The sequence below is a fragment of the Actinomycetospora rhizophila genome, assembly GCF_042657905.1.
Taxonomy (GTDB): Bacteria; Actinomycetota; Actinomycetes; order Mycobacteriales; family Pseudonocardiaceae; genus Actinomycetospora; species Actinomycetospora rhizophila.
On record NZ_JBHSKG010000006.1, the window covers coordinates 195936 to 210222 of the forward strand.

16 protein-coding genes are annotated in these 14287 nt (G+C 77.8%); 10 read left to right on the forward strand and 6 right to left on the reverse strand.

All coding sequences use genetic code 11. The features are described from left to right. Positions 1-21: 21 nt before the first annotated feature. The 3 genes from ACFPK1_RS13930 (at position 22) to ACFPK1_RS13940 (ending at position 2887) form a co-directional block, all read left to right on the forward strand. The gene (locus ACFPK1_RS13930; RefSeq protein WP_378021532.1) at positions 22-993 is read left to right on the forward strand and encodes an SDR family NAD(P)-dependent oxidoreductase; all 972 of its coding nucleotides are present in this window, start codon (positions 22-24) and stop codon (positions 991-993) included. Continuing rightward, on the forward strand, positions 990-2210 hold the full coding sequence (locus ACFPK1_RS13935) for an acyl-CoA dehydrogenase family protein (RefSeq protein ID WP_378021533.1): 1221 nt from the start codon (positions 990-992) through the stop codon (positions 2208-2210). Before ACFPK1_RS13930 ends, ACFPK1_RS13935 begins: the two co-directional genes overlap by 4 nt. Before the next feature lie 257 nt (positions 2211-2467). Next, positions 2468-2887 (forward strand): ATP-binding protein, encoded by a 420-nt coding sequence (locus tag ACFPK1_RS13940; protein WP_378021534.1) that lies wholly within the window; start codon positions 2468-2470, stop codon positions 2885-2887. Here ACFPK1_RS13940 and ACFPK1_RS13945 read toward each other — a convergent pair. Further along, positions 2884-3489: a TetR/AcrR family transcriptional regulator gene (locus tag ACFPK1_RS13945; protein ID WP_378021535.1), complete on the reverse strand. Its 606-nt coding sequence runs from the start codon at positions 3487-3489 to the stop codon at positions 2884-2886. The two genes, ACFPK1_RS13940 and ACFPK1_RS13945, sit on opposite strands and share 4 nt — an antisense overlap. Positions 3490-3520: 31 nt before the next feature. Between ACFPK1_RS13945 and tsaA the strand changes: the two genes are divergently transcribed. Then, positions 3521-3967 carry a tRNA (N6-threonylcarbamoyladenosine(37)-N6)-methyltransferase TrmO gene (tsaA, locus tag ACFPK1_RS13950; protein ID WP_378021536.1) on the forward strand — a complete coding sequence of 149 codons (447 nt, stop codon included), beginning with the start codon at positions 3521-3523 and terminating at the stop codon, positions 3965-3967. A 168-nt stretch (positions 3968-4135) separates the two neighbouring features. Here tsaA and ACFPK1_RS13955 read toward each other — a convergent pair whose 3' ends face one another. Together ACFPK1_RS13955 and ACFPK1_RS13960 are read right to left on the reverse strand one after the other, a co-directional pair. Further along, a complete protein-coding gene (locus tag ACFPK1_RS13955) occupies positions 4136-4750 on the reverse strand; it encodes an Asp23/Gls24 family envelope stress response protein (RefSeq protein ID WP_378021537.1) in 615 nt (204 codons plus the stop codon). Next, on the reverse strand, positions 4747-5307 hold the full coding sequence (locus tag ACFPK1_RS13960; RefSeq protein WP_378021538.1) for an RNA polymerase sigma factor: 561 nt from the start codon (positions 5305-5307) through the stop codon (positions 4747-4749). The genes ACFPK1_RS13955 and ACFPK1_RS13960 overlap by 4 nt, the downstream gene beginning before the upstream one ends. A 157-nt stretch (positions 5308-5464) precedes the next feature. On the opposite strand from ACFPK1_RS13960, the gene ACFPK1_RS13965 reads away from it, so the two are divergent. The 4 genes from ACFPK1_RS13965 to ACFPK1_RS13980 are packed head-to-tail and all read left to right on the forward strand — an operon-like array spanning position 5465 to position 8186. Beyond that, a complete protein-coding gene (locus ACFPK1_RS13965; protein WP_378021539.1) occupies positions 5465-6145 on the forward strand; it encodes an SMP-30/gluconolactonase/LRE family protein in 681 nt (226 codons plus the stop codon). 22 nt (positions 6146-6167) lie between these two features. Beyond that, complete coding sequence (locus ACFPK1_RS13970; RefSeq protein WP_378021540.1) at positions 6168-6782, forward strand: histidine phosphatase family protein; 615 nt, start codon at positions 6168-6170, stop codon at positions 6780-6782. Positions 6783-6804: 22 nt separating this feature from the next. Then, entirely contained in the window at positions 6805-7518 is a 714-nt protein-coding gene (locus ACFPK1_RS13975; RefSeq protein WP_378021541.1) for a 2-keto-4-pentenoate hydratase, read from the forward strand. Further along, positions 7515-8186 carry a DUF427 domain-containing protein gene (locus ACFPK1_RS13980; RefSeq protein WP_378021542.1) on the forward strand — a complete coding sequence of 224 codons (672 nt, stop codon included), beginning with the start codon at positions 7515-7517 and terminating at the stop codon, positions 8184-8186. The genes ACFPK1_RS13975 and ACFPK1_RS13980 overlap by 4 nt, the downstream gene beginning before the upstream one ends. A 52-nt stretch (positions 8187-8238) precedes the next feature. Here ACFPK1_RS13980 and ACFPK1_RS13985 read toward each other — a convergent pair whose 3' ends face one another. Next, positions 8239-8997, reverse strand: a complete 759-nt coding sequence (locus tag ACFPK1_RS13985; protein ID WP_378021543.1) for an HAD family hydrolase — start codon at positions 8995-8997, stop codon at positions 8239-8241. Next, a complete protein-coding gene (locus ACFPK1_RS13990; RefSeq protein ID WP_378021544.1) occupies positions 8994-11354 on the reverse strand; it encodes a phosphoribosyltransferase domain-containing protein in 2361 nt (786 codons plus the stop codon). Before ACFPK1_RS13990 ends, ACFPK1_RS13985 begins: the two co-directional genes overlap by 4 nt. Before the next feature lie 71 nt (positions 11355-11425). Here ACFPK1_RS13990 and ACFPK1_RS13995 point away from each other — a divergent pair, with 71 nt between their 5' ends. Together ACFPK1_RS13995 and ACFPK1_RS14000 are read left to right on the forward strand one after the other, a co-directional pair. Further along, on the forward strand, positions 11426-12091 hold the full coding sequence (locus ACFPK1_RS13995) for a GNAT family N-acetyltransferase (protein WP_378021545.1): 666 nt from the start codon (positions 11426-11428) through the stop codon (positions 12089-12091). Between the two features lie 153 nt (positions 12092-12244). Further along, complete coding sequence (locus ACFPK1_RS14000) at positions 12245-13150, forward strand: hypothetical protein (RefSeq protein ID WP_378021546.1); 906 nt, start codon at positions 12245-12247, stop codon at positions 13148-13150. Here the strand turns inward: ACFPK1_RS14000 and ACFPK1_RS14005 are convergent. After that, the gene (locus ACFPK1_RS14005; RefSeq protein WP_378021547.1) at positions 13144-14277 is read right to left on the reverse strand and encodes a serine hydrolase domain-containing protein; all 1134 of its coding nucleotides are present in this window, start codon (positions 14275-14277) and stop codon (positions 13144-13146) included. The two genes, ACFPK1_RS14000 and ACFPK1_RS14005, sit on opposite strands and share 7 nt — an antisense overlap. Between the last annotated feature and the right edge of the window lie 10 nt (positions 14278-14287).

Genomic DNA, 14287 nt, shown 5'->3' on the forward strand with positions numbered 1-14287 from the left:
GTCCTGCGTAGCCTGCGGCTCGTGCAGCTTCCGCGCCTGGTCGACGCCGCGTTCGACCGTCTGGTCGTCCCCGGCTACTCCCGATTGGGGTACGCCGCCCGGCGTGCCGGGTGGCAGGCGCTGCGGCCCGGGAGCCTCGAGGGCCGCACGGTCCTCGTCACCGGCGCCTCCGGCGGGCTCGGGGCCGCGACCGCGCGGGGGCTGGCGGCGCTCGGCGCCCGGGTCGAGCTCGTCGTGCGCGACCGCGGGCGCGGCGATCAGGCGGCGGACGCGCTGCGCGCCGAGCACCCGGGCGCGGCGGTCGGGGTCGCCGTGTGCGACGTCTCCTCGCTGGCCGACGTGCGCCGCTACGCCGCCGAGGTCCGCGACCGGGAGGCGGCGGTGCACGGCCTCGTCCACAACGCCGGCGTCATGCCGCCCGAGCGCACCGAGACCGCCGAGGGCCACGAGCTGGCGCTCGCCACCCACGTGCTGGGCCCGTTCCTGCTGACCCGCGAGCTGCGCCCGGTGCTGCGTGCCGGGGCGTCGCCGACGTCGCCGTCGCGGGTCGTGTTCGTCTCCTCCGGCGGCATGTACACCGCGTCGCTGCCCACCGACGACCCCGAGTTCCGCGCCGGGACGTACTCGGGCGGGGCGGCCTACGCGCGCACGAAGCGGATGCAGGTGGTGCTCGCCGAGCTGCTCGCCGACGACCTCGCGAGCGACGGCATCGTCGTCCACAGCATGCACCCCGGGTGGGCCGACACCCCCGGCGTCGCGAGCTCGATGCCCGCCTTCCGCCGCGTCACCGGTCCCCTGCTGCGCACCGACGAGCAGGGCGCCGACACCGCCGTGTGGCTGCAGGCCGCCGCCGAGGCCGGGCACAGCACCGGGGTGTTCTGGCACGACCGGGCGCCACGCCCCACCCACTACCTGCCGCGCGGGGCCGAGACGCCCCAGGCGCGCGCCGCGCTGTGGACGCTGTGCGTCGACGCGACCGGGGAGACGGCGTGAGCGAGACCTGGAAGCGCCGCGGCCTCGGTGAGGTCACCACCGCCGCCCCGGCCGACGCGCTGGCCCTGTCCCCCGAGCGCCGGGCGCTGCAGGCCACCGCGCGGGCCTTCGCGATGGAGGAGGTCCTGCCGGTCGCCGACGAGCTCGACCCGAGGCGCGAGGACATCCCGGCCGCGCTGCTCGACCGCCTCGGCGAGCTCGGGTTCTTCGGGCTGCTCGTCGACGCCGAGCACGGCGGGCAGGGGCTCGGGGTGTTCGAGTACTGCCTCGTCTCCGAGGAGCTCGCCCGCGCCTGGATGAGCGTCGGCAGCATCATCGCCCGCGGCAACGGCACCGGCTGCGCCTCGCCGGACCCCGACCGCCGCGCGGAGCTGCTCCGGGCGAGCGCCGCGGGCCGGTGGGTCGGCGCGATCGCGTTCTCCGAGCCGCACGCGGGATCCGACCTCGCCGGGGTCGGGTGCACGGCGCGTCGTGACGGCTCCGAGTGGGTGGTGGAGGGCACCAAGCGATGGGTGGGCCACGCACTGTCCGCGGACTTCCTGCACCTCCTGGCGCGCACCCGCCCGCCCGGCGAGGGCGAGAGCCGCTCCGACGGCCTCGAGCTCTTCCTGGTCCCCAAGGAGCGCGGGCGCTTCCCGGACGGGGTCACCGGCACGCCCATCGACAAGATCGGTTACTTCGGGCTGACGACCTGGGAGCTGACGCTCGACGGCCTGCGCCTGCCCGCCGACGCCCTGCAGGACACCGGGCAGGCCGAGGGCCAGGGCTTCAAGGACAGCCTGCGCTGGCTGGGCACCGCGCGGGTCCAGACCGCCGCCCGCGCCGTCGGGCTCGCCCGCGGGGCCCTGGAGGACGCGGTGGCCTACAGCCGCCGCCGCGAGCAGTTCGGCCACCCGATCGCCGACCAGCAGGCCCTGCGCCACAAGCTCGCCGACATGGCCGCGGCCGTCGACGCCGCCCGCGCGCTGTGGTGGCACGCGGCGTGGCTGCTCGACGAGGGCGCACCCGGCGGGGACGTCGCGGCGTCGTCGGCGAAGCTGTTCGCCTCGGAGACCGCGGAGCGGGTCACGAGCGACGCCCTGCAGATCTTCGGCGGCAACGGCTACACCACCGAGCACTCGGTGGAGCGCTACTGGCGCGACGCCCGCCTCACGACGATCTTCGAGGGCACCTCGGAGATCCAACGGAAGATCATCTCGGACGCGCTCCTGGCCTGACCACCGTCCGGGGGAGATCTCGTTCGCCCGGATGCGACGGTTGTCGTTCACCCGGTCGGACCTGGTCCGCGCGCGGTCCCCGACCGTTCACCCGCCGATCGCGCGGGACGGACCGTTCGCGTCCTCGGTGGTCGACCTCTCCGGTACCGGACGCGCACGGTGGGCATGCGGTGCCGGGGCGTGACCGGACCGTGACCCCCGCGGTCACGGGAAGGATGCCCCAGCACGTGACGATCCGGGGCGGGGGACGGGGAGACATGACGGACGCAGTGGAGTTCGCGCGGGCGGTGCACCCCGCGCGGGCGGACGAGGCCCAGCGGATGCGGCACGAGGCCCGGGACTGGCTGGCCGGGCTCGACATCGACCAGGACGCCCGCGAGCGGGTGCTGACGGCGGTCTCCGAGGCCGTCGAGAACGCCTGCGAGCACGCCTACCCCGGCGAGGACACCGAGGGCACGGTGGAGCTCACGCTGTGGTGCGAGAAGGACGCCGTGAACGTCCGGGTCACCGACAACGGGCAGTGGTCGGAGGGCTCGGCGCCGGCCGGGCCGGGCTCGCACGCGCGGCGCGGGCGCGGCTTCGTGCTCATGCACCGCAGCGTCGACAGCGTGGCGATCCGGCACAGCGCCGGGGGCACCACCGTGGCGCTGCGCCAGCACCGGGAGCCGGCCCCCTAGGTCCGGGTCATCCCGGCGATGACCTGGTCGAAGAAGCCGAGCAGCTCCTCGCGCAGCGCGGGGTGCTGCTCGGGGGGCGCCTGGCCCAGCAGCTGGCCGGCGCTGGAGAGCATGCCGAGCACGAGCGTCGGATAGGACGGGCCGGGCGCGCGCACGAGGCTCCCCTCGCGGGCCAGCCCGTCGAGCACGCGGGCGATGAAGGCGTAGGCGTAGTCGCGCTCGCACTCCCGCCAGCGCTCCCACCCCAGCGCCAGCGGCCCGTCGCGGAACACGATGCGCCCGTAGCGGGGCTCGCTGCAGGCCTCGAGGAAGGTCGCGAGCGCGGTGCGGGCGCCGGTGACGAGGTCCGGGGCGTCCTCCAGCGCCTGGGTGAGGCGCTCGTGCACCTCGGTCTCGCGCGCGGAGAACACGGCCTCGAACAGGGCCGCCTTGCCGGCGAAGTGGTGGTAGACCGCGCCCTTGGTCATGCCGGCGACGGCGGCGACGTCGTCGATGGAGGTCTCGGCGAAGCCCCGCTCGGCGAAGAGGGCGGTCGCCGCCTCCACCAGCCCGGCGCGGGTCGCGGCCGTGGCCTCGGCGCGGGGGGACGTCACGCGGGGCACGGGCGAAGGGTACGTCCCCTACGGTGACCGGATGGCCGAATCCCCGCCCGTCCTGCGCGTGCTGGGGTACGTGTCCTCGCCCCTGGTCGACCGGTCGCAGGCGCCGCGCCAGGGCGACGAGGGCGGGCCCGACGCCGTCCTGCACCTCGACGCGGACCTCGCCCCGGCGCTGGCCGACCTGTCCGTCGGCGACGAGGTCCTCCTGATCACCTGGCTCGACCGCGCGGACCGCTCGGTGCTGCGCGTGCACCCGCGCAACGACCTCACCCTCCCCGAGACCGGCGTCTTCGCCACCCGCTCCCCCGACCGCCCCAACCCGCTGGGCCTGCACCACGTCCGTGTCCTCGGGCTCGACGGCACCACGGTGCGCGTCTCGGACCTCGAGGCCGTGGACGGGACGCCGGTGGTCGACATCAAGCCGGTCCTCGGCCCGGTCGGCGAACGCTGCCACGACCCGGGCGCCGCGGGGTCGTCCTGAGCCGTGTGGTGTGCGTCCGGTGGTGCGAGCGATGCGGCGTTGCTGGCGTGTGACGCCAGGATTGCCACACGCTCGCCGGCGCGACACGCCAGGGCGGGCGTGGCGCGGGGTCGCGTCAGCCTGGCGGCCACGCGGCCGCCACCTCCGGGAGGCCCGGGCCCCCGCGGCCTACAGCAGCACGTCGTCGACGTGCACGAGCACCGCCACCGGTTCGAGGCCCGTCGAGGCGCGGATGCCGTCGGCGACGGTCGCCCGGATCCGGTCGCCGAGGGCGATCAGGTCCTCGCCGAGGTCGGCGGCCAGGGTGATCGAGACGACCGTGGACGAGCCCGCCACGCCGGCCGTGACCTCGGGGTCGCCGATGAGGCTCGTCTCGGGTCCGCCGCCCGCGGCGACGAGCCGGCTCAGCGCCACCCGCACGCCCGGCACCCGCGAGGCGAGGTGCCGGGCCAGCGACTCGACGGCGTGCGCGCTGATCCGCGTGCGGCCGCGGACGTCGGAGATGGTCCCGAACTCGGGGTCGGCGGCGACCCCGCGGATGCGGCGCAACGCCTCGTCGAGCAGGCCCTCGGGAGCCCGGGGGCGGTGGTCCGCGACGGCACGCACCGGGGCCCACAGCCGGTCGAACTCGGCGAGCGCGGCCTGGCAGTAGGGGCACTCGCGCTGGTGGGCGTCCCGGGGCTCCGCCACACCGTCGGCGACCTGCGCGACGAGCGCGTCGGTGTCGCGACCGCACGGCAGCCGCCCGTCGGTGCGCGCGTCGTGGGTGCGCTCGTCGGTCATGTCCAGTCCTTCATCTCGGACATCAGGGTGGCGCGGGCGCGCGCGAGCCGCCCGCGCACCGTCGCCTCGCTGGTCTTCGTGACCGTCGCCGCCTCGCGGTACGACAGGCCCTCCAGCTGCACCAGCACCAGGGACACGCGTTGATCCTCGGGCAACCTGCTGATCGCCCGCATCCCGGCCTGCAGCTCCTCTCCCGCGACCACCCGGCTCTCCGGGCCGGCCACCGGCGGGTGGTCGGTGTCGGCGAGCTCGGCGTGGGGGCGCTGGCCGCGGCGGTGGTTCAGGCAGCGGTTGACGACGATCCGGTACAGCCACGTCGTGAACGCCGACGTGCCCGCGAAGCCCGACATCGCCGTCCAGAGCTGGATGACGACCTCCTGGGCGACGTCGTCCGCGTCGGCGGGGCTGCCGAGCATCCGCAGCGCGATCCGGTAGATGCGGTCGCGGTGCCGGCGCACCAGCTCCTCGTACGCGCCGCGGTCGCCGGCGCGGGCCCGGCCCACCAGCCAGCGATCGGCCTCGTCGTCGAGGCCGGGCTCCCGCCCCGGCGCGCTCACCGCGCGAGCTTCCCACGTCCGGACGCAGGCAACCGATCAAGGACGCCCGCGTGGGCGAACACCCGTCGTGGTGACCACGGTCACACCAGCACCCTGTCGACCGGCGGGCGAGCCCGTCCGTGGTGGGGCATGAACCGACTGGCTGCCCGACGGCCGCATGCTCATCGTCCCGCGCGCGCAGCGCTGGGCCGGCCGGCTGCTGCGCCGGGAGCCCGACGGCTCCGTCGTCGTCCACGCCGACCTGAGGGCGGTCGCGGGCGGCGTCAACGAGATCGTCGTCCACCCCGACGGCTCGATCTACGTCAACGGCTCCGACGTCGACTTCCTCGGCTGGCTCCGCGGCGAGGCCGAGTTCGTCCCGGGCGTGATCGCGCTCGTGACCCCGGACGGCGACGTGCGCGAGGTCGCCGACCACATCCGGTTCGGCAACGGCATGGTGATCACCCCCGACGGCCGGACCCTCGTGGTCGCCGACTCCTTCGCCGGCACGCTCATCGCGTTCGACATCGAGCCCGACGGCTCGCTGACCGGCCGCCGCCTGTGGGCCGAGGGTCTCAGCCCCGACGGGATCACGATCGACGACGAGGGCGCGGTCTGGACCTCGACCGGCGGGATGGAGATGCCCGACGGCATCCTGGTGCGGGTCCGCGACGGCGGGGAGATCACCCACCGCGTCGAGATCGACCGCAACCCGTTCGCCTGCATGCTCGGCGGCGAGGACGGCCGCACCCTCCACGTCATGGCCGCCCGGTTCGACCCGCAGGACCCGTTCGGCGGCCCCGCCACCGGCCGCGTCCTGACGATCCCGGCCCCGGCCCCGCGCGCGGGTCGCCCCTGAGCCGGACGGGATAGTGGGCGCCGTGACCGAACTGGTCCTGGCGCGCCACGGCGAGACGCGCTGGCACGCCGAGAACCGCTACGCCGGACGGTCCGACGTCGCGCTCGCCCCGGGCGGGCACCGGCAGGCCGAGGCGCTCGCCCGCTGGGCCGCCGACGCCCGCCTCGACGCGGTGATCGCCTCGCCGTTGCAGCGCGCCGTCCACACCGCATCGCCGGCCGCCGCGGCCGCCGGGCTGCGCCTGCGCACCGACCCCCGCCTGGTCGAGGTCGACTTCGGGCTGGGCGACGGCCACACCCGCGAGGAGATGGAGACGCTCTTCCCGGACGCGCTCGCCGCATTCCTGGCGGCGCCCGCGAGCTCTCCGCTGCCCGGCGGCGAGACGGGTCCCGAGGCGGTCGGGCGGGCGCTGCCGGTGCTCACCGAGGCACGGGCGGCCCACCCCGGGGGCCGCGTGCTGGTCGTCGCCCACCAGACCCTGCTGCGCCTGCTGCTCTGCCACCTGCTGGGGCTCCCGCTCGACCACTACCGCGCGGTCTTCCCCCGCCTCGAGGGCGCCGCGCGCACCGTCGTGCGGCCGGCCGAGCACGGCCCCGCGGCGCTCGTCGCGCTCAACGTGCCCTGCTCCGCGGGCTGAGCGGGCTGCCAGGATCAGCGGCATGGACGTCGAGGCCCGGGCCGCGTGGATCGACGCGGCCCACGAGGACCGTCGCCTGCTCGACGCGGCCGCCGACCTCGACGACCTCGACCTCGCCGGCGCCTACGCCGTGCAGCGCGCGCTCACGGCCCGGCGGGAGGCCCGTGGGGCGCGGCGGATCGGGTGGAAGCTCGGGTACACGTCGGCGGTGATGCGTGCGCAGATGGGTGTCGGCTCCCCCAACCTCGGCCCGCTGCTCGACACGATGATCGTGCCGCCGGGCGGCGCGGTGCCCGTGTCGCTCGTCCAGCCGCGCGTGGAGCCCGAGATCGGGATCGTGGTCGACGCCGACGGGCGGCCCGCCGGCGCGCGCGCCGTGCTCGAGGTCGTCGACTCGGTGTGGCGCGACTACCGCTTCACGCTCGCGTCCAACACCGCCGACGGGTCCTCGGCCGCCGGGGTCGTGATCGGCGACGCCCTCGACGGCGACCTCGCCGCCCTGACCGTCGAGCTCCGCCGCGACGGCGTGCCCGAGGCCACCGGCACCGGCGACGCCGCGATGGGCCACCCGCACCGCGCCCTCGACTGGCTGCGCGACGAGCTCGCCGCCCGCGGCGACGCGCTGCGCGCGGGTGACCTGGTGATCACCGGCGGCCTCACCCGGGCGATCGAGCTGCCGGCGGGCGGCGTCGTGGAGGCCCGGTTCCCCGGGACGACGCTCGCGGTGCGCCGATGAGCGGCGTCCCCGGCCCCGCCGTCCCCGTCGGCCACGTCGAGCCCTGCCCGCGCCGGGTGCGCGCCCGCCTCGGCGGACGGGTCGTCGTCGACACCATCGGCGCCCGGTACCTGTGGGAGCACCCCTGGTACCCGCGCTGGCTGGTCCCGGCCGGCGACGTCGACCCCGCCGCCCTGGCCGCCGACCCCGGGCACCGCCGGCACGACGACGGGTACCTCGCGCTCACGTGGTCGGCGTTCGACGCGTGGTTCGAGGAGGACGAGGAGGTCCACGTCCACCCGCGCAGCCCCTACGTCCGCGTCGACGCGCTGCGCTCGCGGCGCCGGGTGCGCGTCGAGCTCGACGGGGTCGTGCTCGCCGGGTCCGACGCCCCGGTCCTGCTGTTCGAGACCGGCCTGCCGACCCGCGCCTACCTCGACCCGACCGCCGTCGACCCCACCCGCCTCGAGCTCACCGCGACGCGCACGGCGTGCCCGTACAAGGGCGTGACCAGCCGGTACTGGGCGGTGGTGACCCCGGCCGGGCGGTACGAGGACCTCGCCTGGTCCTACGACCATCCGGCCCCCGCGGTGGCCCGCATCGCCGGGCTCGTCGCGTTCTACGACGAGCGCGTCGACGTGGTCGTCGACGGCGTGCGGCAGGAGCGCCCGCGCACTCACCTGGTCTGAGGGGCCTGCGGCCCACGTGAGTGATCTGGGTCGTCCTGGCCACCCATATCACTCACGTGGGCCGCAGGCCCCTCACCAGCCAGGCCGCGATCTCCTCCCCCGCCGCCAGCCCGGACCCGGTGGTGACGGCGACGTGGTCGGCGCGCCAGCCCGACGCGTGCAGGCGCCCGTCCACCGGCTGGATGCCCGCGTCGGCGGCGGCGAGGAGGTCGGCGTCGAGCGGGGAGTCGCCGGCGGCCAGGAGGTGCGCCGCCCCCGTGCGGCGCCGGACCTCGGCGACCGCCGCGCTCTTCGTCAGCGCCACCGGCAGGACGTGCACCTTGGCGCGGTCGACGTCGACCCGCCAGCCGCGCTCCGCGCACCACGCCGCGAGCCCGTCGAGCCGGACCTGCGCCCGCCGCGCCACCAGGAAGCACCCGTCCGCGTCCCGTGCCGTCCCGAGGCGCCGCGCGACCTCGGCCGGGGGCGCCGACACGGCCAGGCGCCGCCGGACCTCCCGCGCCCAGGAGGCGTCGGGCTCCCCGTCCACCAGCAGCACCCCGCCGCCCGCGCAGACCGCGAAGCGCGGGGCAACGCCGAGCCGGCTCGGCAGGTCGAGACGCCGGTACTCGGCGACCGTGCGGGCGGTGGCGGGGACCCAGGTCGCGTGCCGGTCGAGGGTCACCAGGTCCGCGGCGGTGCGCGGGGTCAGCATCGCGGTGGGCACGTCGCCGCGGCGCTCGAGACACACGACGGACTCGGGCACGACGGGGCCCGCCGCCCGGGCCGAGTGCACCAGCGTCCGGTCGAGGTCGGTCGCTGCGATGATCATCGAGTGCGCAGGACGCCGACGCAGCGGTACGGCGACGCGATCCCGCCGGCGTGGGCCGGCAGCGGGCGGGTGGTCACGCCGCGCTCGGCGCAGAGCCGGCGCACGGGGTCGAGGTCCGGCCCGGCGTCGCGGGCGAGGAGCACCACCGCGGGGTCGCGGCGCAGGAGCACTCGCAGCGTCTCGCCGACGCCGCCCCGCAGCCGCCGCTCGCCCCCGCCGAGGTCGGCGTCCGCGGCCAGCGCGGCGAGGAAGCGGGCGCCGCGCCGGTCGGGGGCGGTCGCGGGCGGCACCGGCGGCGCCGAGCCCGGGAACCGGTCGCTGACGACGTCGAGGAACGCGGCGGTCCGGTCGCCGGCCGCGAGCCCGGCGTAGAACCGGGCGCCGTCGTAGGCGCCGGGCCCGAGCAGGTCGGCGCGCGCGACCGTCCGGGACACGAGCCCGGAGACGGTCGCGTTGAGGCAGGCCTGGGGCACGAGCAGGTCGTCGCGGGTGCCGTACAGGGCGCTGCGGTGGGCGGGGTCGGCGAGCACCGCGACGGTCGGGTCGACGACGGTGCCCGTCTCGCCGGCGTAGCGGGCGAGGTCGGCGCGGATCTCGTCGACGATCCCGCCCGCGCCCGTCCACCCGTCCACCAGGACGAGCGCGGCGGGGTCGTGGGCGGCGACGAGGGCGTCCAGCGCCGCGCGGTCGAGCCCGCGGCCGCGGACCACGCTCATCGCGTAGTGCGGCAGCGCGATCCCCCGCACCCGGGCCGCCCACCGCCGCACCAGCACCCCGACCGGCGTGCCCGCCCGCGCCAGCGACACCAGCACCGCCCCCGGGCCGTGGCGGGCGAGCACCCGGTCGGCGAGCACCCCCACCGCCGCGGCCACCGGCTCGGCCGAGCGCTCGAGCGCCCGCGCCACCACCCGCGCGTACCGCGGGCTCGGCACGCGCTCGACGGGCAGCGTCGCGGCGTAGGACGTCCCGGCGGCGATCGCGGCCTCCCGCGCGGCCGTGGGCGTCTCCAGCGCGTGCCCCGCGAGGTCGCTGAGCAGCCAGCCCACCTCGTCGGGGGCGAACGTGCCGAACCCGGGCCCGCGGCGCGTGGCGACGACCGGGCCGGCCGCCGGCCGCGGCGGGCGGCAGGGCACCACCGCCTCCACGACGCACCCGGCCAGCGCGCCGAGGCGCGGGAGCAGGCCGTCGGGGCGGCGCAGCGCCGGGGTCCGCGCGGCGGCGTCGACCACCACGACGACCGTGTCGTAGTGCCCGGCCCCCACCCCGTAGACGTAGCGCTCCGGCGCGTGCCCCAGCGCGTGGTCGTGCGCCGCGTACGCGAGCGCCGAGCGCACGGGGTAGCCGGGGACGTCGCGCGCCACCAGCGGCGAGCGGCTCGTGGCCCCGACCTCGACGTCGAGCCCGCGCCCGGCGAGCGCCTCGGCCAGGCGGACCGGCAGGTAGTGCAGCTCCTCGCAGCCCAGCACGAGCACGCGCCCGGGGCGGGGCCCCAGCGCCGCGGCCAGCGCCGCCGCGGCACCCGGCACCGCGGCGCCGAGCGCGGCCCGCCGGGCGCGGTCGAGCCCGTGGCGCGCGCCCTCGGCCGCGCCGGCGAGGGGCAGGGCGACGGGCACCGCGGCGACCCCGGGCGCGGGCCGCGACGTCGTGTCCGGCTCGCCGGCGATCAGGCGCGCGGCCCGGTCGAGGACGCCGTCGGGGACGGTCAGCGCGGCCCGCGCGACGGCGACGACCTCCACCCGGACCCCGAGCTCGTCGGCGACCCGCGGGATCGCGTCGTCGCCGGGCCCCCGCAGGTCGGCCAGCGTCGCGACGACGTAGCGCGAGCGCGGCAGGCGCCGGTGCAGGAGGCGCACGGTGGCCGCGACCGTGCGGCCGGTGGAGAGCTCGTCGTCGACGAGGACGAGGGTGCGGTCCGGGGTCCAGCCGCCCGGGTCGTCGGGCACCAGCACGTGGCGCGGGGCGTGGCTGTGCGCCTCGTCGAACGCGACGAGCACGGCCGCGCCCGGGACCACCCGGCGGGTGGTGTGCACGACGTGCTCGGCGTCGAGGGCGTCGGCGACGAGGTGGGCGAGCGCGGTCGCGTTCTCGGCGAACCCGACCACCACCGGCGCCGCCCCGTGCTCCGGGAGCGCGCGCCGCACGCGGTCCGCGAGCGCCTCGGCCGCCCCGCGCACGCGCGCGGGCGCCACCGGGAGGTGCTTGCCGAGCAGGCGGGCGACCGGGAGGTGCGCGCGGCGCGGGTTGCGGCGCAGCGCCAGGCCGATGACCTCCCGCGCCGGCACCGCCTCCTCGTCGGGACCGAGCACGAGACCGAGGGCGTCGTGGACGACCTCGCCGGGCCAGCTCGCGTCACCCACGGGGGTCCTTGATGCCAGACGCGCGCACGGAGCACCACCGTCCGCAGGAAGAGGCACCAGGATGAGCGTGCATGGCCCGCGACCCCGCCGACCCGCTGCGGCACTGGCCGCTCGCCGGGCTCGTGCTGCGCACGCCGCGCCTGGAGCTGCGGCCCGACGACGACGTCGGCCTCGCCGCGCTCGCCGACCGCGCGCTCGAGGGTGTCCACCCCGCCGAGGAGATGCCGTTCCTCGAGCCGTGGACCGACGGCGCCGGCGACCCGGGCTTCGCCCGCGGGGTCATGCAGTACGCCTGGGGCTGCCGCGCCGAGCTGGGGCCGGGGCGGTGGACGGTGAACTTCCTGGTCCGCGAGGGCGGGCGGGTGCTGGGGATGCAGACGCTGGCCGCGACCGACTTCGGCGTGCTCGGCGAGGTGCGCAGCGGGTCGTGGCTGACCCGGGCGGCGCAGGGCCGCGGGCTGGGCACCGAGATGCGGCACGCCGTCGTCGCCCTCGCCTTCGACCACCTCGGCGCCCGCGCGGCCCGGACCAGCGCGTTCGCCGACAACAGCGCCTCGCGGCGGGTCTCCGACCGCCTCGGCTACACCCCCGACGGCATCGAGCGCCACGTCCGCCGGGGGCGCCCGGCGCTGCTGCTGCGCAGCCGCCTCGTCCCCGGGAGCTGGCGGCGCCCGGCGTGGAGTCCGGACGTCGAGGGCCTGGACCCGTGCCGGGACCTGCTGGGGTCGCCGGTGTGACGGTGAGCGGGCCGCGGGGCTCGATCCGGGGGCCCCGAACCGGCCACGTCCAGGCGACACGCCGCACACCTTCGGGGATTACCGACACTCGGGGGATTCGCGCACGGCCCCGGAGGGGGTAGACCTCGATCAACACCGTCCCGGGGGGAACCGATGTCGTACGCCGCGCCGCTCGAGGCCGCGCCCGGCGCTGCCCGGGGCGTGCGCCGTGCGGGCCGCACGCTCGTGTCCGTGCTCCTCACCGGGCTCCTCGCCGGGATCTTCCTCGTCCTGCTCGAGACCGCGGTCGCCGAGCCGGACCCGCGCCGCACGGCCGGCGAGCTCCTGCTGCCCGGCGCCCCGGAGGCCACCCCCGTCCTGCCCCTGCCCTACGGCGGGGCGCTGCAGCGGCCCCCCGGCCCCGACGACCTGCTCGGCCCGGGCGGGCTGCTCGGTCTCGGCCTGCTCGTGCTCGGGCTGGCCAACGGGCTGGTCTTCCTCACCACCGCGACGTGGGACGGCATGGCGGCGCCCTCGCCGGCCGAGACCCGCCGGCGGCTGAGCACCCGCTCGGACCCCGGCGTCGTCCCCGGCGGCGCCCGGGAGGTGCGGCGCACCGTCCCGCTGCGGGCCACCGCGCCCGCCGCGTCGGCGGGCCCCGCCCTCGAGGACGGGACCGCCCTGCGCAGCGTCCCCGGACGCCCGCTGCCCGGCACCACCTACGCGCCCTTCCCCCGCCCCGGCACCGCGTGGCGCGAGTACGTGCCGCCGCCGGAACCCGCCCGCGATCCCGCACCCGCACCCGCACCCACGCCTGCCCTCGAGGCCGACCCGGCACCCGAGCCCGTTCTGGAGGCCCCCGTGCCGCTCGACCCCGTCACCGAGCTCGACCCGGTGGTCCCCGAGGCACCCGCTGTGCCCGCCGTGCCCGCGGCCCCGCGCCGTCCCTCTCCCGTCCCCCGCGACGGCGGCGACGGGCCGAAGCGCGCGACCCGGCGCGGCAGCGGCCCCTGGGGCTGGCGCCCGGCGCGGCCCGACCCGGTGCCGTGGCGCAACCCGGTGCCGGCCCTGGCTCACTGACCGGCGAGCGCGTCCTCGATCGTCCGCGTGAACGCCGCGAACACCGACGCCGTCGGCGGCATCACCTGCGTCACGAGCACCGCGGCGAGGTCGTGCTCGGGCCACGAGTACCAGAGCGTGCCCAGCCCGCCCGCCCAGCCGTAGCGGGGCCCGGCGGCCGTCGGCACCACGCCGACGCCGAACCCCCACCCGCCGCCGTCGAGGAACGCCGCGGCACCCGGCGCGGCGCGCTGGGCCGGCGTGAGCCGGTCGGTGGTCATCGCGGCGACGGCCGCCGGGTCGAGGAGCCCGCCGCCGTCGTCGAGGAGCATGCCGGCGAAGCGCAGCAGGTCCTCCGCGGTGCCCGCCAGCCCGCCGCGGGCGTCGGGGAACGCGGGCGGGGAGAGCCAGCGGCTGTCGGCCACGCCGTCGAAGGGCCGCAGGCCGGCGTCGTCGCGCAGGTACGCCGGGACGAGCCGGGCCGGGTCGGCGACGAAGCCGGTGGCGTCCATGCCGAGCGGGGCGAGGATCCGGGCGGTCAGCACCTCCGCCAGCCCGCAGCCCGCGGCGCGCGCGACCACCACGCCGAGCACCGCGAAGGAGAGCTCGTAGCGCCACGCGGCGCCGGGTTGGTCCAGCAGCGGGAGCCCGGCGAAGCGCGCGATCCACTCGTCGGGGCCGGGCAGCCCGTGGGGATCGGGCGGCCCGAAGCCGAGCCCGAGGGCCACGGCGCGCTCGACCGTCGGGCACGGGCCCTCGTCGACGACGTGGCCGAAGCCCATCCGCATGGTGAGCAGGTCCTCGACGGTGATCGGACGGGCGGCGGGGACGGTGTCGGGGTCGATCGCGGGGCCGTCGAGGCGCACCAGCACCCGGCGGTCGGCGAGCTCCGGGACGAGCCGGTCGATCGGTTCGTCGAGCGCCAGGAGCCCGTCGGCCACGAGGCAGAGCGCCAGGGCGGCCACCAGGGGTTTCGTGTTCGAGCTGAGCCGGACCACGGCGTCGGGCCGCAGCGCGACGTCGCCGCCCGGCTCGGTCACGCCGCTCGCCGCCAGGTCGGTGACGCCGCGGCGGCGGACACCGACGATCACGCCCGGCACGTCGGCGACGGCGGCACCGAGGCCCGCGAGTACGTCCTCGGCGTGCACGGGCGCCTCC